This is a genomic window from Micromonospora citrea, from assembly GCF_900090315.1.
In the GTDB taxonomy this organism is placed as follows: domain Bacteria; phylum Actinomycetota; class Actinomycetes; order Mycobacteriales; family Micromonosporaceae; genus Micromonospora; species Micromonospora citrea.
The window spans coordinates 911,164-932,454 of record NZ_FMHZ01000002.1 but is presented as its reverse complement, the minus strand read 5'-3'; the positions used below and the strand labels follow the sequence as shown (position 1 = coordinate 932,454).

At 70.0% G+C, this 21,291-nt stretch carries 15 protein-coding genes; 7 read left to right on the top strand and 8 right to left on the bottom strand.

Features of this window, described 5'->3' with window-relative positions:
- Positions 1-119: 119 nt before the first annotated feature.
- The 3 genes from GA0070606_RS04445 to GA0070606_RS04435 are packed head-to-tail and all read right to left on the bottom strand — an operon-like array spanning position 120 to position 1,718.
- Positions 120-1,151, bottom strand: coding sequence for an ADP-ribosylglycohydrolase family protein (locus GA0070606_RS04445; protein WP_218105976.1), 1,032 nt, complete (start codon positions 1,149-1,151; stop codon positions 120-122).
- Positions 1,087-1,428, bottom strand: coding sequence for a hypothetical protein (locus tag GA0070606_RS33140; RefSeq protein ID WP_425413025.1), 342 nt, complete (start codon positions 1,426-1,428; stop codon positions 1,087-1,089). The genes GA0070606_RS04445 and GA0070606_RS33140 overlap by 65 nt, the downstream gene beginning before the upstream one ends.
- Positions 1,425-1,718: a DivIVA domain-containing protein gene (locus GA0070606_RS04435; RefSeq protein ID WP_425413024.1), complete on the bottom strand. Its 294-nt coding sequence runs from the start codon at positions 1,716-1,718 to the stop codon at positions 1,425-1,427. The genes GA0070606_RS33140 and GA0070606_RS04435 overlap by 4 nt, the downstream gene beginning before the upstream one ends.
- Before the next feature lie 312 nt (positions 1,719-2,030).
- Here GA0070606_RS04435 and GA0070606_RS04430 point away from each other — a divergent pair, with 312 nt between their 5' ends.
- The gene (locus GA0070606_RS04430) at positions 2,031-2,270 is read left to right on the top strand and encodes a winged helix-turn-helix domain-containing protein (RefSeq protein WP_091095312.1); all 240 of its coding nucleotides are present in this window, start codon (positions 2,031-2,033) and stop codon (positions 2,268-2,270) included.
- 72 nt (positions 2,271-2,342) lie between these two features.
- Positions 2,343-5,912 (top strand): BREX-2 system adenine-specific DNA-methyltransferase PglX, encoded by a 3,570-nt coding sequence (pglX, locus tag GA0070606_RS04425; protein WP_091095310.1) that lies wholly within the window; start codon positions 2,343-2,345, stop codon positions 5,910-5,912.
- 122 nt (positions 5,913-6,034) lie between these two features.
- Here the strand turns inward: pglX and GA0070606_RS04420 are convergent, their stop codons facing one another.
- From GA0070606_RS04420 to GA0070606_RS33975, 3 genes are all read right to left on the bottom strand, one after another.
- A complete protein-coding gene (locus tag GA0070606_RS04420) occupies positions 6,035-6,718 on the bottom strand; it encodes a hypothetical protein (protein WP_141721582.1) in 684 nt (227 codons plus the stop codon).
- Between the two features lie 76 nt (positions 6,719-6,794).
- The gene (locus GA0070606_RS04415) at positions 6,795-7,487 is read right to left on the bottom strand and encodes an 8-oxoguanine DNA glycosylase OGG fold protein (protein WP_091095306.1); all 693 of its coding nucleotides are present in this window, start codon (positions 7,485-7,487) and stop codon (positions 6,795-6,797) included.
- A complete protein-coding gene (locus GA0070606_RS33975) occupies positions 7,484-7,735 on the bottom strand; it encodes a DUF7662 domain-containing protein (protein ID WP_425413023.1) in 252 nt (83 codons plus the stop codon). The genes GA0070606_RS04415 and GA0070606_RS33975 overlap by 4 nt, the downstream gene beginning before the upstream one ends.
- A 385-nt stretch (positions 7,736-8,120) precedes the next feature.
- Between GA0070606_RS33975 and GA0070606_RS04410 the strand changes: the two genes are divergently transcribed.
- The gene (locus GA0070606_RS04410) at positions 8,121-10,952 is read left to right on the top strand and encodes a hypothetical protein (protein ID WP_141721581.1); all 2,832 of its coding nucleotides are present in this window, start codon (positions 8,121-8,123) and stop codon (positions 10,950-10,952) included.
- A 44-nt stretch (positions 10,953-10,996) separates the two neighbouring features.
- Here GA0070606_RS04410 and GA0070606_RS04405 read toward each other — a convergent pair whose 3' ends face one another.
- The gene (locus tag GA0070606_RS04405; RefSeq protein WP_091107278.1) at positions 10,997-11,428 is read right to left on the bottom strand and encodes a hypothetical protein; all 432 of its coding nucleotides are present in this window, start codon (positions 11,426-11,428) and stop codon (positions 10,997-10,999) included.
- Complete coding sequence (locus GA0070606_RS04400; protein WP_091095302.1) at positions 11,421-12,410, bottom strand: hypothetical protein; 990 nt, start codon at positions 12,408-12,410, stop codon at positions 11,421-11,423. Before GA0070606_RS04400 ends, GA0070606_RS04405 begins: the two co-directional genes overlap by 8 nt.
- Positions 12,411-12,766: 356 nt before the next feature.
- Between GA0070606_RS04400 and GA0070606_RS04395 the strand changes: the two genes are divergently transcribed.
- From GA0070606_RS04395 to brxD, 4 genes are all read left to right on the top strand, one after another.
- Entirely contained in the window at positions 12,767-13,387 is a 621-nt protein-coding gene (locus GA0070606_RS04395; protein ID WP_091095300.1) for a DUF6642 family protein, read from the top strand.
- 101 nt (positions 13,388-13,488) lie between these two features.
- Positions 13,489-17,238: a BREX-2 system ATPase PglY gene (pglY, locus tag GA0070606_RS04390; protein ID WP_091095298.1), complete on the top strand. Its 3,750-nt coding sequence runs from the start codon at positions 13,489-13,491 to the stop codon at positions 17,236-17,238.
- The gene (pglZ, locus tag GA0070606_RS04385) at positions 17,235-19,973 is read left to right on the top strand and encodes a BREX-2 system phosphatase PglZ (protein ID WP_091095296.1); all 2,739 of its coding nucleotides are present in this window, start codon (positions 17,235-17,237) and stop codon (positions 19,971-19,973) included. The genes pglY and pglZ overlap by 4 nt, the downstream gene beginning before the upstream one ends.
- The gene (gene brxD / locus GA0070606_RS04380; RefSeq protein WP_091095294.1) at positions 19,970-21,283 is read left to right on the top strand and encodes a BREX system ATP-binding protein BrxD; all 1,314 of its coding nucleotides are present in this window, start codon (positions 19,970-19,972) and stop codon (positions 21,281-21,283) included. Before pglZ ends, brxD begins: the two co-directional genes overlap by 4 nt.
- Positions 21,284-21,291 lie beyond the last annotated feature (8 nt).

The window sequence follows — 21,291 nt, the reverse complement described above, 5'->3', positions numbered from 1 at the left end:
GTTGATTCTTCGCGCTGCGCGCTGGCCTGACCAGTCATGCGTCGCCAACTTTCGTCATGACGACCTCCGCGCGGCAGCGCCACCGTGCACCCGCAGCGGCGGCCGGCCGCCCCCGACCGTCAGGAGCCGAGGTAGCGACCCCACCAGTGGGGGTCGGTCGCCTCGACGTAGTCACCACCGGACGGGCTGTGCTCGACCTGCGTCACGTAGTCCCGCGCGAGAGTGTCGGCGACCCAGGCCAGTTCCAGCCGGGACAGCCAGTCGACGGGCAGGGCGTCCGGGCCGTGCGCGGCGCCCAGCAGAGCGCCGGCCACCGTCGTCGCGTGCTTGGCGCCGGCGGATGACGCGAACAGCAGCGCGTCCCGCACCTGTTCCCGTTCGGGGAAGGAAACCGCCACGTAGACGCCGCCGAGCAGCGCGGCGTGTGCGGTGCCGCCAGCGGCGAGGCGGGTCAGCTCCGCCGCCTGGGCGGGCCGGGCCTCGGCTGCGGCAAGCGCCGGCGCGAGCGCGTCCGCGCTGGTCCCGGGCCAACTGCCGTGCGGCACGTGGTGAGCCCTCATGGCCGCTCCGGCGACACTGTTGCCCAGGTCGATCAGGTGGATCATCGTGGCGCCGAGCGCCGCCGCCGACAACGCCGAGCCACCGTGGCTGAGGGCTGCGAGGCTGGCACCCAACGAGCCGGGCGACTGCCACCAGGTGCAGAGCCCTGCCGGGAGGGCGCGGGTCAGGCCGTGCGCGCCGATGCTCGTACCGCCGTGGCGCTCCAGCGTGCCCGCCTTGCCACCCTGCAGGGCGGCGACCGTGGCTGGCGCGGAGCCGCGCCGCTCCCGCAGCACCGGCACCTTGGCGAGCCAGCCCGTCATCGGCTTGCTCCCGTGTGCCGGCTCCACGCCGGTGATGCCCTGGATCACCGCCCAACGGTTGTAGGCGTACCAGATCACGCCGGGCGGGTGGGTCAGCCCCTTGTGCATGCCGCGTATGTGCGCGCGGATCAGACCCTCGACGGTGAAGCAGGCGAGTTGGCCGGCGCTCGTCGCGCGCAGCGGCCCGCTCGCCGGTACCGTGCCACCCGTCGCGCCGATGGAGTCACCCAGCATCAGCCCGAGCACGCAGCCCCGAGCGGTCGCCAGTCGCGGCGCTGTCCTGATCATGCCGCCGAGCATAGGACGAGGCCCGGCGGGAGCGCGGGGCGCGGCGGGCCGTCGGGTCGGGAGGGCGGAGGCCGGCGAGCTGGACGTAGATCTCGCGCTTGACGGTCGCGTTGCCGCGACGGTCGAGGACGTAGCCGGTCAGCCAGATCCAGCCGGCGTACGTCGGTTGGTCGGAGACCGAGACGACGCGGAAGGTCAGGGCGCGGTCCCCGGCGAACTGCACCGAGGCGCGGCCGTCGACGACGAGCAGGTCGCCGGGGGAGGGGCGCGCGGTCACCAGCGACCGGAGTTGCGATGGTGCTCCTCCGGCAGCCGGCACTCCCGTGCGTGCATGGTCTGCCAGTCGCGCAGCGCCCGCTTGATCCGGTCGTTCTCCTGGCTGAGCAGCCGTACCGTCTCGTTGAGCATCGCCAGCTCGTCGGAGACCCGAGCCTGGAACTCGCGTACCTCCACCGGGTCGACGCCGCGCCGGCGCGCGGCGAACTCGCGGGTCCGCACCTCGTGCGGCGTTAACCGGCCCGGATAACCGGCCGGGTAGGGCTGGCCGCCTCGATACACCTGAGCCACGACGATCCTCTCTGCGGGCGGGCGGGAGCGCGCAGGCTCCGCGCGGTGGGTCTGGAAGGGCGGGTCGTCCGCGCGGGGGCCGCGGACGACCCGCCCGCTCCACCGCCGCAGCCCGATTCAGCGGTACGACAGCAGAGCAGTCCGGTGGTCGGGGCGGGCACGGGCACCCGCCCCGACCAGGGGGATGAGCCGAACTCGTTGCCACGCGAGGAGCGGCCCGGAATCAACATAGCTAGACATGTCAGATGAGTCAACGCTGCTTGTTAGGCGCGTCGCGGTGTGATCGAATCGGATTGCCACGCGAGGAGTGCCATGCGAGAAGTGCCGGATTACTGGCGCATCGCCGACGATGTGATCGCCGACGTCAGATCCAGGAAGTTGAAGCCGGGGGACAAGCTGCCCTCGATCGCCGAGCTACGCCAGAGTTATGGCGTCAGCCACGGTACCGTGCAGATGGCCTACGCCCGGCTGGAGGCTTTGCGGGTGATCCGCAGGCAGCAGGGCAAGGGTGTCTTCGTGACCGACCCGAAGACCTGGATGCGGGAACCGTAGGCAGCGGCCCGGCGACGGAAACGGGCCTTACGGGTAACCCCGTCCTGTCGATGGGGCGGCTAGAGTCGTCGGGTGATCGACCGGAAGCTGCTCTTGTCCGACCTGCAGAAGCAGGTCAAGAACCTGGAAAAGGACCTGCGGGAGCAGGCCGAATCGGTCGAGGAGGTGCGCCTCCGCCTGCGTGGCGAGTACGACCACGCCTTCAAGGTCGGGCGCACCGCCGCCACGTGGGCGGCCTGGCGCGACGAGCGCGTCACGCAGGTCGCCGTTGCCTGGGTGCTCGGCACCGTCTTCGTACGCTTCTGCGAGGACAACGGCCTGCTGCCCGACCCTTACCTGGCCGGTCCAGGGGACCGCTTGGTCCTGGCCGAGGAGGCCGAGGCGCAGTTCTTCCGCGACCAGCCCGACGAGACGCTTCGTGGTTGGCTGAAGCATGGCTTCGACGCCATCGCCAGCACCCAGGCTGGTAGGTCGCTGTTCGACGAACGGCACAACCCGCTCTACCAGATCCCGCTGTCTCACGACGAGGCCAAGGACCTGATCGCCTTCTGGCGGCGGCGTGGCGAGACCGGTGGCCTGGTCCACGACTTTACCGACCCCGAGTGGGACACTCGCTTCCTGGGCGACCTCTACCAGGACCTTTCCGAGGCAGCCCGCAAGACCTACGCCCTGCTCCAGACGCCGGAGTTCGTCGAGGAGTTCATCCTCGACCTCACGCTGACCCCAGCGATCGAAGAGTTCGGCCACGATGGCGTCAAGATGATCGACCCCACCTGCGGCTCGGGCCACTTCGTCCTCGGTGCCTTCGAGCGGCTGCTGAAGGAGTGGGAGCAGCACGCCCCCAACCGCGACCCCCACGAGCGGGTTCGCCTCGCCCTCGACGCCGTCCACGGCGTCGACATCAACCCCTTCGCGGTAGCCATCGCCCGCTTCCGCCTCCTGGTAGCCGCCCTCCGCGCCAGCGGCGTCAAGACCCTCGCGGACTCGGCCGGCTACGTCTTCCCGATGCACCTCGCCGTCGGCGACTCACTGATCAAGCGGCGGCAGGCCATGCTCTTCGGCGAAGACCCGATGACCGAGTTCGCCTACGCGACCGAGGACGTGCACGAGCATCCCGGCATCCTCAGCCCCGGCAGCTATCACGTCGTAGTCGGCAACCCGCCCTACATCACTGTCAAGGACAAGGGGCTCAACGAGGCATACCGCGAGATGTACGACGCCTGCTCCGGCAAGTACGCCCTATCGGTACCGTTCGCGCAGCGCTTCTTCCAGCTCGCAAAGCCCGGCGACGGCGACGGCAAGGGCGCGGGACACGTCGGGCAGATCACCGCCAACTCGTTCATGAAGCGCGAGTTCGGCAAGAAGATGATCGAGAAGCTGTTCGCGGTCGAGGTCAACCTGACCCACGTCATCGACACGTCTGGTGCCTACATCCCCGGCCACGGCACCCCGACCGTTATCTTGATCGGCCGCAACACCAACCGCGGCCGAGCCGGCACGATCCGCACCGTCATGGGCATCCGCGGCGAACCAAGCGCTCCGGCCAACCCGGGAGAGGGCCTCGTGTGGCAGTCCATTGTCGGTCAGGTCAAGCAGCCCGGCTCGGAAAGCCAGTGGGTCAGTGTTGCCGACACACCGCGTGCAAATCTAGCGATATTTCCCTGGAGTCTAAGCGGCGGTGGAGCGGGTGACCTCATGAGTTGCATCGAGTCAGGTCGGACAGTTCTCGGCCACATGTTGTCTGCCTGTGGCTTCGTGGCAATCACCGCAGAAGACGATGCCTTCTTCCTCCCTAGCAACGGTTCGGCGAAGGTTGAAGCCGTCCGGCCGATGGTGACCGGCGATGTGGTTCGTGACTATCAGACCGATCCCGATGTCGTGAGTGTTTGGCCATACGACGCTGACCTGCGGGCCCGACCAGTAGACGCACTTCCTAAGACCTGCAGGCATCTCTGGCCCAATCGGCGGGTCCTGCAACGACGAAAGCGCTTCGGCACGCTGATCGAAGACATACCGTCGCTGCAGTGGCACGAGTATGGAGAGTTGTATCGCGACAAGCTACGGGCGCCGTTGTCGGTTGCGTTCGGAGAGGTAGCGACGCACAACCACTTCGTGTTGGACCGGGGCGGAAAGATCTTCAAGCAAACGGCACCGGTGATCAAGTTGCCGCCGGGAGCATCGGAGGAGGACCATCTTCGCCTGCTGGGCGTGCTCAACAGTTCGACTGCCTGCTTCTGGATCAAGCAAGCCTGCCACTGCAAAGGAAATGGCGGGATTAACGGCGGAATTGCAAGCGAGGATTGGGAGAAGTTTTATCAACTGAACGGTACGAGGCTGCAGGAGTTCCCGCTGCCGTCGGCGTACCCCCTCGAACTGGGCCGGAGAATTGACGGCGCGGCGCAGCGGCTCGCCACGGTGAGCCCGGCGGCGGTCGCGGCATCCGGGGTGCCGACCCGTGAGCGGCTGAGTGCCGCCGCCTACGAGTGGCACATGCTGCGTGGCGCGATGATCTGCCTGCAGGAGGAGTTGGACTGGCAGGTCTACTCGCTCTACGGGCTGCTGGACGAGGACCTGACCGCCCCGGAGAGCGTCCGGCCGCCGATGCTCCAGCTCGGGCAGCGGGCCTTCGAGATCGTGCTCGCCCGCAAGATGCGCGACGAGGGCATGGAGACGCAGTGGTTCGCCCGGCACGGGTCGACGCCGATCACTGAGCTGCCGGCGCACTGGTCGCCGGAGTACAAGGCGGTCGTGGAGCGGCGGATCGCGGTCATCGAGGGCAACCGCAACATCGGGCTGATCGAGCGGCCGGAGTGCAAGCGGCGCTGGGCCACCGAGGGCTGGGACGCGATGCAGGCGAAGGCGCTGCGCGACTGGCTGCTGGACCGGTGCGAGGCGCGCGAGCTGTGGTACCACCACGTCGACGGGCTGGAGCAGCCGCGTCCGCTGACCACCGCCCAGCTCGCCGACGAGCTGCGCCGCGACGATGACGTGCTCACCGTCGCCGGCATCTACGCGCCCGGTCAGGATCTCGGCAAGGTGGTCGCCGATCTGGTCGCCGACGAGCACGTGCCGCATCTGGCCGCGTTGCGCTACAAGGACTCCGGGCTGGCCAAGCGCGCCGACTGGGAGCACGTGTGGGACCTGCAGCGGCAGGAGGACGCGCTGCCCGACGAGGCGGCGAAGCGGGAGTTCCGCAAGCAGATCCCGGTGCCGCCGAAGTACACGTCGGCGGATTTCCTCAAGGGCAGCTACTGGAAGCACCGGGGCAAACTCGACGTGCCCAAGGAGCGGTTCGTGTCGTACCCGGGTGCCAGCCGCGACGGTGACCCGTCGCTGCTGGTCGGCTGGGCCGGCTGGGACCACCGCGAGCAGGCCCAGGCCCTCGCCACCCTGATCGTCGCCCGCGAGCAGGAGGACGGCTGGGCCGCCGACCGGCTGTTACCGCTGGTCGCGGGGCTGCGCGAGATCCTGCCCTGGGTACGCCAGTGGCACGGCGAGTTCGACCCGGAGTGGGGCGCCTCGCCGGCGGACATCTACGCCGGCTTCCTCGCCGAGACCACCAACCGCCTCCACCTCACCGACGAGGTGCTCACGTCCTGGCGCCCGCCGAAGGCCACCCGCGGCCGCAAGGCCAAGGCATGACCGACTGACGATCATGGGTGGCCGGCAGTCGGCTGCCGCCGTACAGAGGGAAGGGCTGCAAAGGTGGTGGAGCAGCTGTTCCGCTGTGTGCGGCGGCACCGACGTGCCGGCTCTCGCGGTGGCTATGCGAGGGCTGCGGCCGAGTACCGATTTACCTGCTTGCCGAGCAGGTCGGCCACCACGTCGGCGTCCGCGCTCATCAAGCCGCCAGCACCCGTCGAGATCAGGACAGGGCCGACGAGAGCGAAGCCCTGCAGCACGGTGCCGTTCTCCATCTCGATGCGGACGCCCAGGGTGGCTTCGCCCGTCTCCGGCAGATTCATCAGCGCGTACGTCACCCTCTGACCGTTCAGAGTGTCCTTGCGGCAGGTTTGCAGCACCTCCGCCAGTTTGTCGAACGACGCCTTGGCCTGGGCGGCGGTGCCGTACTGCCGCAGCGTCACCACGGCGACCTCGGTGTTCAGGCCACCGCCCTTCTGATACGACCGGGACACCTCGACCTTGGCGGTGTGCGGCTGCCGGTAGTTGCAGAACGTCTTGTCGGCGCCGTCGTCCTCCTCCTCCGGAGCCTCGCTGTAGCCCGCCGGCATCGATTTCAGCGGCAGCAGTGCCTGGGTGAGGGCCGCCTTGTCGAGAGGCTTGTAGGCCGCCGCGGTTGGCGAAGCCGCCGGACCGGCGGCCGGCGCGGAAGCACTGGGAGTTGGAGGGGCCTCGGCTCCGCCGCCACCATCACCGCCGCAGGCAGCCAGAGTGATTGCCGCGGTGACGGCGGTCGCGAGGATCGTGACGGTACGGCTCAGGTGCATCGGAGTCCTTGCTTGTGACGAGTGGCCGGCACAGCCTACGTCTGCCGGCCCGTATCCACGGTGTTCGCAGCGGTCTTCAGCGGCCGTGCTCCCAAACCGCCCGCTCCACGACGTCAGGCTCGGTGCCGCCGCCCCAGCCACGCGCGCGCTCGTGCGCCCAGGCGAGGTACTCGCCGTACTTGTCGGCGCTCCAGGGGCCAGCCGGTCGCCAACTCGTGCCCCGGCAACCGTTCATGCCGATCACCACGTACTGGTCCATGATCAGGGGCCGCTGGTCGCCCGCTGCCGAGTCCCAGCCGAGGAAGTAGAGCAGCTTGGTGAAGAAGGATGGACCCAGCCGCTTCAGCCCGTAGTCACCTCCGTGATGGAGGGCCGCATACGCCGCCCGAGGTCCCGCACTCCGCAAGACCTGGAGTGCCTCACCGAGGTGCCGCTCCGTGCGGCCGTCGTTGAGATCGAACACCTTGCGCAGACGGGCCGGCCCTCGCCCGCTGGGCAGTCCGCTGCCCCATATGTACGCCCCGATCAGGACGTCGATGGCCGCGCGACCGGTGTGTGCGGCAGCGCCCGCCCGCAGCAGATCCCCGCGCGTGATGCGTGGCCAGCGACCGAGTTGGGGAAGGTCCTCGATCCAGGCCGGTAGGCCGATCGGCTCTGGCAACCGGCGTCGCCAGGTCCCTGGATTGAACTGGAACCCATGGTTGAGGATGTACGTCTCGCGCGAGGGAGGTTCTCCCGCAAACGGCGCACACGCCGGCTCGCTTGTCATCGCGACGTCCTCGGCTTCGGCATGAATCGCACTGCTCGGCGGGCGAGGTCGGGATGAGCGGTGAAGCCGGCAGCTCCCCATGCTCGGCTGTGCGGATGTGTCTGGTCGCCGTTGGCCCACCACGCTTCGTACCGGTAGGCCGATGGGGGCAGCCCACCCGGCACCAGTTCCGAGACTTCGTCGAGGGTGTACCACACCTCGCTCGCCCGCCGCCGAAGGTGATCTCTTAGAGCGTCGTACTTGGACACGTGGTCTCCATCGAACTGTTGTGTCGAGATCGCTGCTCTGCCCGCGCGGCTGGAGTTGGAGCGTATTGAAAGCAGTGCCTTCCGGCCTCGTCCGATCGGTTCGACCCGTGCCGCCGCCGGCGTCCGAACCGCGACTGTCAGCGGTACACCATCGCTGATCGGCTTCGCTATGGTCAGCGCCTGGCGCCAACGAGGGAAGGCACCGGAACGGGGTAGCTTTCAGGAAGCGCAAATCGTGACCGGAGAGAATGGTGCTACGGAGGTCGGGATGAGGCCACGGAAACCGCCCGTACCTCGGATCGTGCGGGCATTCCCTCCGCAGGGAGCACTTCAGCGGTTCACCCTCGACCGGCCGATGACACTGCGCTGTGTCCTGTGCCAGCACATGAGCATGTCCGATTCGGTCGTGACGGTGGCCGGCAGTTGGTCCCGACTCCTGTGCAGCCGGTGCTACGGCCAGCCGGACACGGTGCGCCGGGTGATGGCTGGTCTGGCGCAATCAGCAACGACGACGACTCCCTCGCCCGGCAGGAAGAAGTCGCCCGCTGCGAAGAAGGCGACAACCGCCAAGAAGAAGCCAGCTCCGGCACAAGCCAAACCGTCGCCGGCAATCGCCAGTCCGCTGCCTCGGGACATGATGTGGCTGGCCTCGCTGCATCGGGCGAAGGCAGAGGGTACGGAGCTGGCACCCGCCGAGGAGGACCTGCTCAGGCGCAGGGCCGGTGAACCGGCGGCCATTGCCGCCGCGCGCTACGCCGAACAGCTCGTCGACACGGAGGCGCGTCTCACCCGGTTGGCCGGCGACACTGACACCGCAGGGCGACTGCACCGCACGCGGGACCGGCTCAACAGCGCCTGTCAGACGGCAGCCCTCGCCTTCAAGAGCGCCTACCAGGCGGAGCTGACAGTGTTGGGACATCCACCGGCTGCAGCGGAAGGGCTGGATACCAGGGTCATGCGGAGTGTGGCCGCGTACCCGTTCGACGAGGCACTGGCCCGGGTGCTGAAGCGGCGTGGCCTCCCTCCGCACGCACTGGAACGCCCCACCGTCGACCTGTGGGGCTGGCTGAACGCGCATGAGACGACCGTGCAGGAGCCGCTGTCCGCGGCTGTGCAACGGGTTCGGCAGATGAACGCTGCCACCTTCGTTCGCACTGTCCTCGACGACCTGAGTGGACGAAAGGCAGACGCGGGCCTGACCCATGTGGCAGTGGCCGAGCAGTGGATGGCCAGCGCCGACGAAATTATGTTCGCTCTGAGCGAGGCACGTGACACGGCGGAGACCGAACTCCGGCGGGCGGAAGCACGCGCCAAGGCCGACCTGGCGACCCGGCTGCGGCAGACGGGGGAGGCGTACGCTCGGGGAAGCGCCCTGTGCCTGGAAGCCCGACTCATCGTCGGTAGCTTCCACGTCCGAATCGCGCGCCTGTTGTGCGGCGACTCAGTGCGACGACTCCGCACCGACTGCCTCGCCGAAGCGATGATGTCGCTGGCCGAAAGCCACCCCGGGATCACCCGCGTCGTGCTGGATGCGTGCCGGGAGCACCGCGCGGGCTGCGCCGACGCGGATGGGCCCGACCCGTGCCGCTCCTGCGCGCCAACGGTCGCGGAGGTGGTCAGGGGGCGGAGGGCGCGTGCGTTGACGGAGCCGGACCCGGTGCTCCGCGTTCCCGACCCGCAGCCGGCCGCTGTCGATGACGAGCAACCCTCGCCGAAGCCGCCGGTTGAGCACCGACCCGACAGCAACCTCGTCTGTCCCGCAATCGTCAGGCAGGTTCCCAAGAAGCGGGTCGTGGTGGTTGAGACGTTCTCATGGGGCGACGGCTGGTTCGGCTACGGCTGGGTCGACGGGAGCGGTCAGACCGGCCAGGGCAACGGTCGAGCCGTCAACGCGCTTGACGAGGCGGTGCAGGCGCTGTGCCGGGCAGCTCTCGCCCTCGGTCCCGGGGGCAGAATTCATCTTGTCACCCGGCATACGAGGGCGGCCAACGTCATCCGGCTCAGCCTCAGTGCTGGTCGAGCGTTCACTCCGCTCGACACCACCGTGTCGGCCGGTACGCGGCACCAGCTCCAGGAAGTTGCCGCCGGTCGACGAGCTGTCACAGTCTCGGTGGACCCGTGCTCAGGACGCCACGGCGGCTCGGTGCAAGCGGAGGAACTGGCGCGGCGCGCCGGGCAGCCGGGATACGACACAAAAGAGAGCGAACTCGTAGCTGCCCCCGTCGTCTCGCCGCAAGCGACCTCGGTCGAGGACCGGCTCACCGGTCCCGATGACGAGGACGGCCCCGCCCGCTGGCTGGACGTGAGCGAAGGGCTGCGGACGAAGATGTCGTGGAGTGTCGCCCTGCATCGGGAGCACCTCGACGGGAAGTGGTGTCCCTTGCCCGACGGGCTGAGTGACGATTCGCCTGGGCGACAGCTCCGCCTGCACTTCAATCACGAGGCACGAGGCGGGTCGTCCTTCGCCCGGGTCCAGCGGGTGGCGCTGCGGCGTCGCGACGGTCGATGGGAGATCGCCGGCATCCAGTGGCCTGCGGAACTGAGCCCAGGCACCCTGGTCACCGTCACCGTGGAGTCCACCAGGGACGTCGCCACCGCCCAGACCACGCCACTGCCGAAGGTGGAGCGCGTCGATGGCGTCCAGTTCACCCATCGGTACGACCCGCGTGTGGTGACCCGGCAGAACGGCCCCGGCGCGGACGCACACGGTCGCGTGCCGGACCTCACCGACATGAGCTGGGTGTTGCACACACTGCGGAGACTCGGCTACCTCACCGAGGACGGCGGCGCGATCCTCGCCGAAGACGCCCTGGTGCAGAACTGCCTGCGCCTTGGTCTGCCGCCCGTCCGGGCGAAGGGCATCCACCAGGCCGTTCAACGGCTGATCGCCGATCGAGCGCTGCACCGGGTCCACGGCAGCATAGACCCGGACGGTCGCCCCTGGTACCCGCACCAGCCCGGAGCCAAGCGCGTTGCCCTGCTGCGATACGTCCCCCGGGTGGAGAAGGTGACGACGGCGAGCGAGACGCCCGGCGAGTGGCATCCGCACCGGCGGGGACACCAGGTGGCCGGGCATCTGCGGCGCCTGCCTCCTGGTGCCCAGGCATCGCCGGAATCGGAAGAGGAATACCTCGAGGAGGTCCGGGACGCGCGGATCGTGGGACGGAGCCTCCCCAAGGGAGTGACGTACGTAAAGCCGCACTACCGCAAGCGCTGACAGAACGGGTCATGTCGGCGCCTCTGAAGGGCGGCAACTGACGTTCAGAGGTCCCAAACCTGGTCCGGGTCGTCGAGCGCTGCGCGGACCTTGCTCAGATCACCCATGTCGGCCAGCGGAGAGCTGCGGGCGATGTCGACGATGCCTCTGACCACCTCGTGCAGGACCTCACCGTTGCCCTCGTCAAGAGCCCGGTCGAGCCGGGTGAACAGCTCTCGATAGAGGTTGCGCCGCTCGGCGAAAGCCTGCTCGAAGTAGTCCCGCAGAACTGCCTCCGCCGCCTTGATCCGTGCGACCTCGGCGGACTCGTAGGCCTGGAGCTTGGCACGCTTGGTGCGCTCCACCTCGTGGATCTGGATGCATTCGCTTGCGGCTTCCACGATCTGTTTCAAGGCGGTGAAGCCGTCGAGGGCGGACAGCGAACTTCTGGTGGGCTTGACGATCTTCCCAACGTGCACCTTGCGTTGGTCAGGCATCCCCCGGCTCCTCACTCAAGCGGCGGTACTTCACCGTCAGGTTGGCGCTTCGATCGCTCAGCTCACCCTGCGTGTCGATCACCGGTGTGGCAGCGACGTCGCGGACCGCCATGACCAGGGTCATGGCCCGTTGGAAGCGTGCTGCGTGGACCTTCGGGTCGAACGGTTCCGACTCCAGCAGGTCCTGCGACTTGACGGCGAGGGCGCTGAGCGTCTTGAGGAGGTCGCTCAGCTCGTCGGCGCGAGCGTCAACCCCTGCGAGTCGAGCGTCCGTCTCGTCGAGATCCGCGATCGCGACGGCGATCTTAGCCTCAGATTCTCTGGCCTGGGTGAGCGCCTTGGTGCCCTGTCCTTTCACGACGAGCCCGCCGACGAGCAATGCCGGGCCGATGGTTACGAAGCCGAGAGCCGTGGCTCCAAGCGCCATGCCGCCGCCCCCGGAAGCGATGCTCCCACCGCCGAGGAAAGCCAGGGTTGCGCTCTCCGCAGCCGCCCCGGACAGGCCGGAGATGGCAGCGCCGGTACTGGCCACGCCGAGGCTGCTCGCGGCGGCGGTGACACCCGCTCCCGTTCCTGCACCTGCTGCGGCGGAGCCCAGGACGCCACTGATCCACGCGACTGCTTCCACGTCGAGGCCGCCGAGCCCGGGCACCTGGCTCATGGCGGCGTCGACGCCATCCACCAGGAGACGCTCACTCTCACGCACCTGTCGTTCGTGACGGCGCAGGAAGTCACCCATGCGCCCTACGACGTCGTCGAGCGCCTGCTTCTGGTGCTCGCCCAGCACCCTGAGTTTGTCGTTCGCCGCGGCGAGGATGGCCTCGGACTCGCTGCGTCGTTGCTCGTAGCGGCGCTGAGCCTTCTTGAGCCGACTGGTGGCTTGCACGATGTCGTAGGCACCCATACCTCCCAGAGCCATGCCGCCGCCTCCGGTGGCTGTGCCGATCGCGATCAGGGCCGCAGCGATGAGTGGTATGGGCATGCGTTCCCCCTTGGTGCTGGCCAGATGTTGCATCGGCGCCGGTCTCAGCCCCGCTCCGAAATGGCCTCGGCCCTTCGGTAAGGGCAACGCACATCGTGGATCAGGGGAAAGAAGTGCCCCCTGGCACGGGAGGATCTGATCGCCAGAGGCTCAGACCGCCCACCACAGGAGGCACTTGCTGCGTGAAGGCTACCGGATCACGCTCGAAGAGCGCTGTCGGCGGCGAGGGGCGGACATGGGCGACCCCCGACGGTGTCCGGGGGACGGTCGGCTGAATACTTCGGGCCTTTTTAGGGATGGTCGGCCGCGGCGTCACTTCTTAGCGTTGCGGGTCCACAGATGCGAGGGGGTTCCGCGTGCCGAAGCCCAAGGGTGTGTTCTGTGTCGAGGGTGAGTGGGACAGCGATCTGACCAAGCGGCGGTCGGTGCTTCCGACGTTGGACATGTTGGAGCGGTTGGGAAGCCTCCAACACATCCACAAGAGCGCCGTCACTGCGGAGCAGTTCAGATACTTCCTCGAACAGTGGTCGTCGAAGAGGTACTCCGCCTACGAGGTGGGCTTCTTCGCGCTGCACGGGGCCCCCAGCGAGTTGTGGCTGTCGAAGTCGCACTCGACCAGCCTCGACGAGGTAGCAGGCTGGATGTCGGGCCGGTGGCAGGGCAAGCGCATCTACATCGGCGGATGTTCCGTGCTGCGGGGGTCCGACGCGTACCTTGCCGACTTCCTGTACAGGACCGGAGCGTCGATGGTGTGCGGCTTCACGAAGCAGATTGACTGGATCGAGTCCGCGGCGTTCGAGACGGTGATCCTGGACAGGCTCGTCAACAGCGGCAAGGTCAACAGCGTCGAGCAACTCGCCTCCTCGGCCCGTTGGGCGCCATTGGCCAACCACCTCGGATTCCGGGTCGTGTACGCGAACGGTTCAAGCGTCCGGATTCCGTCCATGAGAGCGGGCGGTACGGGCGTCTCTGTCTGAGGAAGTGGCGGGCTCCGTCGGGGAACGGCTCGGCGACGTTGGGAGATGGAACAGGTCGGCGCTGCATGACGGCGTGTTCGGTGATCGGTACGGTATGCAGCATGTCTTCGCCCACCCCCGCGCCGCTGCTCCGGGAGTTCATCGACATCCCGGAGCGCACGAGCACCAGCGACTTCGTGCTCAAGCTCGCCGACAGCGTCGCCGACGCCGACGCCACCCTCCGCGACTACGTCGTCACGGACCGGCTGCTCGGCAACTTCGACGAGGCGCTCGGGCTGATTCGATCGGCGGTCGAGGGGCACGCGTCGAAGGCCGCCTACCTGCACGGCTCCTTCGGCTCCGGTAAGTCGCACTTCATGGCGGTGCTGCACGCGCTGCTGCGCGGCGAGTCCGCCGCCCGGGGGCGGGACGAGTTCGCGCCGCTCGTCGCCAAGCACAGCGTCTGGCTGGACGGCCGCAAGTTCCTGCTGGTGCCCTATCACCTGCTCGACGCCCGCTCCCTGGAACAGCGTGTGCTGGGCGGCTACGTAGACCGCGTCCGCGCGCTGCACCCCGAGGCGCCCATCCCGGCTGTGCACCGCACCGACGCGCTGCTGGACCAGGCCGCCTCGCTGCGGGAGAAGATCGGCGACAAGCAGTTCATCGAAGGCCTGCCGGGCGGGGACGTCGAGGACGAGTGGGGCGAGAGCGAAACCTTCTGGACGCCCGAGCGGCTCGACCAGGCGTTCGCCGGCGCGTACAACGACGAGCTGCGCCGCAAGCTGGTCAACGACCTGCTGACGAGCTGGAACAAGGGCTTCTTCAGCAACGCGCGCGAGGACGCCGAGGCGTTCGTCTCGCTCGACCGGGGCCTGACCGAGATCAGCCGGCACGCCAAGGAGCTCGGCTACCACGGCCTGATCCTCTTCCTCGACGAGCTGATCCTCTGGCTGGCCAACTCGATCGGCGACCAGCAGTTCGTCTCCCGCGAGATCCAGAAGATCACCAACTTCGTCGAGGGCGGCGACACCCGCCGGCCCATCCCGGTGATCAGCTTCATCGCCCGCCAGCGCGACCTGCGCGAACTCGTCGGCGAGGAGGTGACCGGCGCCAACGAGCTGAGCTACCAGGACACCCTCAACCTGGCCAGCGGCCGCTTCGACGTGATCAAGCTGGAGGACCGCAATCTCCCGGAGATCGCCCGCCGCCGGCTGCTCAAGCCCCGCGACACCACGGCCGGCGATGCCATCGCCCGGGCCTTCGACGCCACCACGAAGGTACGCCGGGAGGTCTTCGACACCCTGCTCGGCACCGACTCCGGCAGCGGCGCCGACATCGACGCCTTCCGGTCGACGTACCCGTTCAGCCCCGCGTTCCTTTCCACGCTCGTCCACGTCTCCAGCGCGCTGCAGCGCTCCCGCACCGCGCTGAAGCTGATGCGCCAACTGCTGGTCGACCGCCGCGACACGCTGCGCCTCGGGCAGCTCGTGCCGCTCGGCGATCTCTACGACGTGATCAGCAGCGGCGGTGACCAGCCCTTCACCGAGAAGCTCAAGGCCGAGTTCGAGATGGCCCAGAAGCTCTACGACCTGAAGCTGCGCCCCTACCTCCTCGGCCAGTACGACCTCACCGACGACGACCTCGACGCGGCCCGCCGCGGCGACCCCCAGCCCGCCGAGACGACCGGCCGGATCCGGGCCTTCACCGGCGACGACCGGCTGATCAAGACGCTGCTGCTGGCGGCCCTCGCGCCCAGCGTGCCGGCGCTGCGGAACCTGACCGCCCGGCGGCTGTCCGCGCTCAACCACGGCAGCATCACCAGCCCGATCCCCGGCGGCGAGGTCGCCCAGGTCAGCCGCAAGCTCGCCGACTGGGCAGGCCGGTTCGCCGAGATCCGCATCGGCGAGGGCGACGACCCGGTGGTCTCCCTGGAACTGGTCGGCGTCGACGTCGACAGCGTGCTCGCCACCGCCAAGCACTACGACAACGAGGGCGCCCGCAAGCACATGGTCCAGCGGCTGCTCTGGCAGCAGCTCGGCGTGCCGTGGAGCGACTCGTTCTTCGCCGAGGCGGGGCTGACCTGGCGGGGGAGCCGCCGCACGATCGAGCTGGTCTACGGCAACGTCCGCGACCCGCACGACATCCGGGACGAGGCGTTCCACCCGAACGACCCGGCCGGCTGGCGCATGATCATCGACTATCCGTTCGACGACGGCAGCCACGGCCCCGCCGACGACCGGCAGCGGGTGCAGGAACTCATCGGCCGGACGAGCTCCCGCACGGTCTGCTGGATTCCGGCCGCCCTCACCGTCGAGCGCCGCACCGAGCTGGGCAAGCTGGTCATCATCGACAAGCTGCTCGAGGGCCAGCGCTTCGAGAGCCACGCCGAGCACCTCAACCCCGACGACCGGCGCCGCGCCCACGCCGCGCTGACCAACCAGCGCAGCGCGCTGCTGAACAAGATGCAGGCCGTGCTGCGCCAGGCGTACGGGCTGGCCGGCAAGCAGCCCACCGACGTGCAGCTCGGGTTCGACGACCACCTCCAGTCGCTCACCCGCGCCCTGGAGCCGAAGCTGCCCATGGGCGCGACCTTCAACGACGCGTTGCGTAGCCTCGGCGACCAGATGCTCAGCCAGCAGTTCCCCGCCCACCCGGACTTCGACCCCGACCGCAAGGGCGAAGCCGTACGCCTGCCCGACGTCAAGGTCGTCCTCGACCACGTCCGGCGGGCGGTCGAGTCGCCCGAGGGTCGCGTCGAGGTGGAGCGGGCCCACCGGCAGACGCTGCGCCGCATCGCCAACCCGCTCGGGCTCGGCACCATGCACGAGGCGGCGTTCGTCATCGAGGGGCAGTGGGCCCAGCACTTCCAGCACAAGGCCGCCACCGAGGGCATCAAGGGCGAGCTGCGGGTGGCCGACCTGCTGCGCTGGACCGACGAGCCGCAGGCGCGCGGCCTCGACCCGATCGTGGCGCAGCTCGTCGTCGCCACCTTCGCCGAGCAGACCGACCGTGCCTTCTACCTGCACGGCAGCGAGGTCGTCCCGGCCCCTGAGGTCGGCAAGATCGGGGCGGACCACACCCTGCGCGAGGAGCGGCTGCCCAGCCAGGAGGACTGGGACGCCGCGCGCGCCCGGTCCGCCGCCATCTTCGGCGTCCAGCCGATCGCGTTGCGGCGGGGACGACTGGTGGCGATGTTCGGCCGCGACCTGACGATCCAGGCGAACCGGTATCGCGAGGCGGCACACGGGCTGGTCGCCCGACTCGAACAGCACGTGAAGTGGCTGGGGATCGACAAGGATTCGGCGAACGGTCGACTGGGCACCGCCCGTGCCGCCGCCGACCTGCTGGAGGGCCTGTCCACCGCGCGATCGGCGGTGGAGACCGTGGAGCGCCTCGCCCGGGCCGAGCTCGGTGGGCCCGCCGACCGCACCGGAAAGAGCATCAAGAGCGCCTCGCAGGTGTCGGCCGACCTGGCCGGCGTCTCCTGGGACAACTTCGAGATCATCAGCGGCCTCGGTGCGCCGTACGCCACCGAGGCGGCGGCGATCCTCGCCGAGTTGCGCCGGGTCGGCCAGGCCGACGAGCTGACCGCCCCGCTGTCCCCGGCCCTGCGCCGGGCCCAGTCCGACGCGGTGGCGCTCATCCGCCGAGTGACCCGCCGCCGGGAGCTGATCGACGACCGGTCTCCTGACGTCGTGATCCGCGATCCCGCTGAGAAGGTCCAGCCGGACGGCGGCGACACGGTGGTCGCCCCGAGGAGCGAGGTGGCTGTTCCTGCGGCCGATATTGACCGGGCGGTCGAGAAGCTCCGCGCCTTCGCGGCCGCCCACCCGGATGACACGATCGAGGTGAGCTGGAGAATCGTGCCGTGACTCAGGCACCCGCCCTCGCCCAGGCGCTGCGGATCAGCCCGGTGGCGTTGCGCCAGAAGGTGGCGCAACAACTCGACCGGCACCGCAACGGAGACGCGTACCCCGTGCTGGTGGTGCGCGCCGAACCGGCGTGGCCGCACGACCCGACGATGCTGTTGCCCGACGGCCGGCGCGCCCGGATCGTGCCGTGCGTGTCGCCGCTCGCCGTCTGGGAGCACCTCGTCGCCGACCGCGGCGACGAGGTGCTGGTGCTGCTCACCGACATCCCGGAGTCCGTGCTGCACCACGGCGTCCGGAGCCGGATCTTCCGGCAGCGGGTCCTCACCGTCGAGCCGTGGGACCTCGTCGTGGACGCGTTCGGCGCGCAACTGCCGGACACCGCTCTGGAGCGGGAGTCGTGGGCCGGGATGGCGTTGCTCGACGCGATGCCGGCTGCGGGCTGGCCCAAGCTGGCCACCGCCGTGCTGACCCGCGACGTCGCGCTGCGGCACCTCGCCGCCGTGCGCCTCGGCCTCGACCGGCGGGGCGAGGGCCCCGACGACCTCGACGTCGCCGCGCTGCTGCGGTGGAGCGCCCAACCGGGCGCGGTCGAGGCGTACGGGCTGCTCCGCGAGGAGGAACAGGACGGGCTGGCCCGGTGGCTCGTGGAGCAGTTCGGCCGGCCGGCGAAGGCCCTGTTCGCGCTGATCGCCGCCGGTCACGGCACGGAGGCGCTGCCCCTCGGCCTGGTCTGCGACGCGTTGTGGAGCACCGACAGCGCCGACGCGGTACGCGCCCAGGGCCGGGTCGACCAGTATTTCGGCAGCCTCAACGACGACGCGACCGTGCGGGGCTTCGCCGAGGCTGCCGTGCAGGTCGTCACCGGCCTGCTCGTCGCCCCGAAGACCGACGTGCGGCGGCAGGGGCACGCGGTGCTCGACCGGGCAGAGGAACTGCTCGTCCAGTTCAACGCGGCCGGCAGCGCCGGGCACAGCCCGATCCTGCGCACCGGCTTCAACCAGCGGATCGGTGTCGCGGCCCGAGCCCTGCTCACCGGGCTGCACGACGCGGCGGACCCCGCTTTGGAGGTGGCGGTCGGGCACCTCGCCGAGCACCGGCTGGCGGAGGCGGAGACGCAGCGGATCACGCGGATCCGGATGGCGCAGCGCCTCGTCCGCTGGCTCGGCACGGACGTGGCACCGCCCGAGAGCGTCGCCGACGGGGTGGATCGGCAGATCGCCGAGTGGGGCTGGGTCGACCTGGCGCTCAACCACGTCTGGGCCGGTGAGGACGCCCATCCGGAGCTGCAGCAGGCGTTCCGGGCGATCCACGATCGCGCGCAGGCACGTCGCCGTGAACTCGACGGCGCCTTCGCCGGACGCCTCGGCGCCTGGGCGACCGCCGGGCCGGGCAACGACGGCGGGCTGCTCACCGTGGAGAATCTGCTTCCGCGTGTCGTCGAGCCGTTGATCCGCGCCGACCGGCCGGTGCTGCTCGTGGTCCTCGACGGGATGAGTGCGGCGGTCGCGGTGCAGCTCGCCGACGAGCTGTCCCAGCACTGGGTCGAGTACGACCCGCTCGCCGGGGCCGGCGCGGGACGCCGGCGGGGCGTCGTGGCGGCGCTGCCCACGCTGACCGCCGTCTCCCGCACCTCGCTCTTCGCCGGCGCGCTGCGCAGCGGTAACCAGGAGCACGAGAAGAAGCTCTTCGCCGACGGCCGCTGGGGCAGGGGCTCGCGGATCTTCCACAAGGGCCCGGCCCGGGGCGGCGCGGGCGAGGTGTTCGCCGGCGAACTGGCGGCGGCGGTCGCGGGCCCGGCGCCCGTGGTTGCCGTCGTGATCAACACGGTGGACGAGTCGCTGGCCCACGGGCGGGAGGGCGACGAGGCCGGGTGGCAGCTCGACGACATCGGGTTCCTGCGCAGCCTGCTCGACCAGGCGCGGTCCTCCGGCCGCGCGATCGTCGTCACCAGCGACCATGGTCACGTGCTGGAACGCGGCGGTCAGCACGTCAAGGCCGCCGACGCCGCCTCGGCGCGGCACCGGACCGGCCCCGGCCCGACCGCGCCCGGCGAGATCGAGCTGTCCGGCCCCCGCGTCGTCGCCGACGGCAAGCGGACGATCGCGTTGTGGGACCCGCTGCTGCGGTACCGGCCCAGCAAGGCGGGCTACCACGGCGGCGCGTCGCTCGCCGAAGTCACCATCCCGCTGCTGGCCTTCCTGCTGCCGAACGTCGCCGAGCCGCCGGCCGGCTGGGCACCCGTCGAGGCCCGCGAACCGCAGTGGTGGCGGCCGACCGCACCGGCCGCGTCGCCACCGGCTGCCGTGGCGCCGGCAGCCGTGCCCAAGCCGCGCCGGAAGGCCCCCGCCGTCACCGGGGACGCGCTGTTCGACGTACCGGAGGCGACGACGACCGCGGCGGTGACGCCGGCCGGCGACGGCGACCTGGTGGCGGCGCTGCTCGCCACCGAGCTGTTCGAGGCGCAGCACGGCCTGACGCCGCGTCGGGTGGAAGTGCGGAAGATCGAGGCGGCGATGCGCGCGTTGGCCGACGCCAAGGGCGTGCTGCCGGCGGCGGTGCTGGCCCAGCGGGCCGGCGAGGTGCCGGCCCGCGCGACCGGCTTCGTCAACGCCCTGCAACGGATCTTCAACGTCGACAACTACCCGGTGCTCTCGCTGACCGACAACGGCCGCACCGTACGGCTGGACCTGCGGCTGCTGCGGGAGCAGTTCCGGCTGCCGGCAGGCCCCTCGTGAGCGGCGTCAGCCCGGCCCGCCGCCGGGAGGTCGTCGACGCCCTGCGCCGGGGCGCCGTGCCCTCGGCCGGCCTCGACCTCTTCGCGGTGGGGCTCGACCGGTTCGGCGCCGCGATCGGCGAGGACCTCGACACCGTCGCCACCGGCGGCTCCGTCTTCAAGGCCGTCCGCGGCGAGTACGGCTCCGGTAAGACGTTCTTCACCCGGTGGATCGCCGAACGCGCCCGACGGGCCAACCTCGCCACGGCGGAGGTGCAGGTCTCCGAGAACGAGACCCCGCTGCACCGGCTGGAGACCGTCTACCGGCGGCTCACCGAGCGGCTGAGCACCTCGACGTTCCCGCCGAGCGCGCTGCGGCCGGTCGTCGACGGCTGGTTCTACGCGCTGGAGGAGGACGTCCTCGCGGCCGGCGAGGTCGCGGCCGACGACGTCGACGCCCTCGACCGGGCGGTCGCCACGCTGCTGGACCAGCGGCTCGCGACCGTCAGCCGGAGCGCCCCCGCCTTCGCCGCCGCCCTGCGCGGCTACCGGCGCGCCACCCTCGCCGGAGACTCGACGACGGCCGACGCGGTGCTCGCCTGGCTCGGCGGACAGCCGCACGTCGCCGCGGCCGCCCGCCGGACCGCCGGCGTCAAGGGCGACCTGGACCACTTCGCCGCGCTGAGCTTCGTGCAGGGGCTGCTCGCCGTGCTGCGTGACAGCGGCCATCCCGGCCTGCTGCTCGTGCTCGACGAGGTGGAGACGCTGCAACGGGTCCGCTCGGACGCCCGGGACAAGGCCCTCAACGCGCTGCGGCAGCTCATCGACGAGGTACACTCGGGACGGTTCCCCGGGCTGTACCTGATCATCACCGGCACCCCGGCCTTCTACGAGGGGCCGCAGGGCGTGCAGCGGCTCGCGCCGCTGGCGCAGCGGCTCGCCGTCGACTTCACCACCGACGCGCGGTTCGACAACCCGCGCGCGGTGCAGATCCGGCTGCCCGGCTTCACCGTCGACTCCCTGGTCGAGCTGGGTGGACGGGTGCGCGACCTCTACGCGGACGGTTCGGCGGCCCCGGACCGGGTGCGCGGCCTCGTCGACGACGGGTATCTGGGCGACCTGGCCCGCGCGGTCGCCGGCGGACTCGGCGGCAAAGTCGGGGTGGCCCCGCGCCTGTTCCTCAAGAAGCTGGTGGGGGAGGTGCTCGACCGGGTGGACCAGTTCGCCGAGTTCGACCCCCGGCAGCACTACGCGCCGACCCTGACCGCCACCGAGATGACCGACGTCGAGCGCAACGCGAGCAGCGCCGACGCGGTCCCGCTCGAGCTGTAGGGACGCCT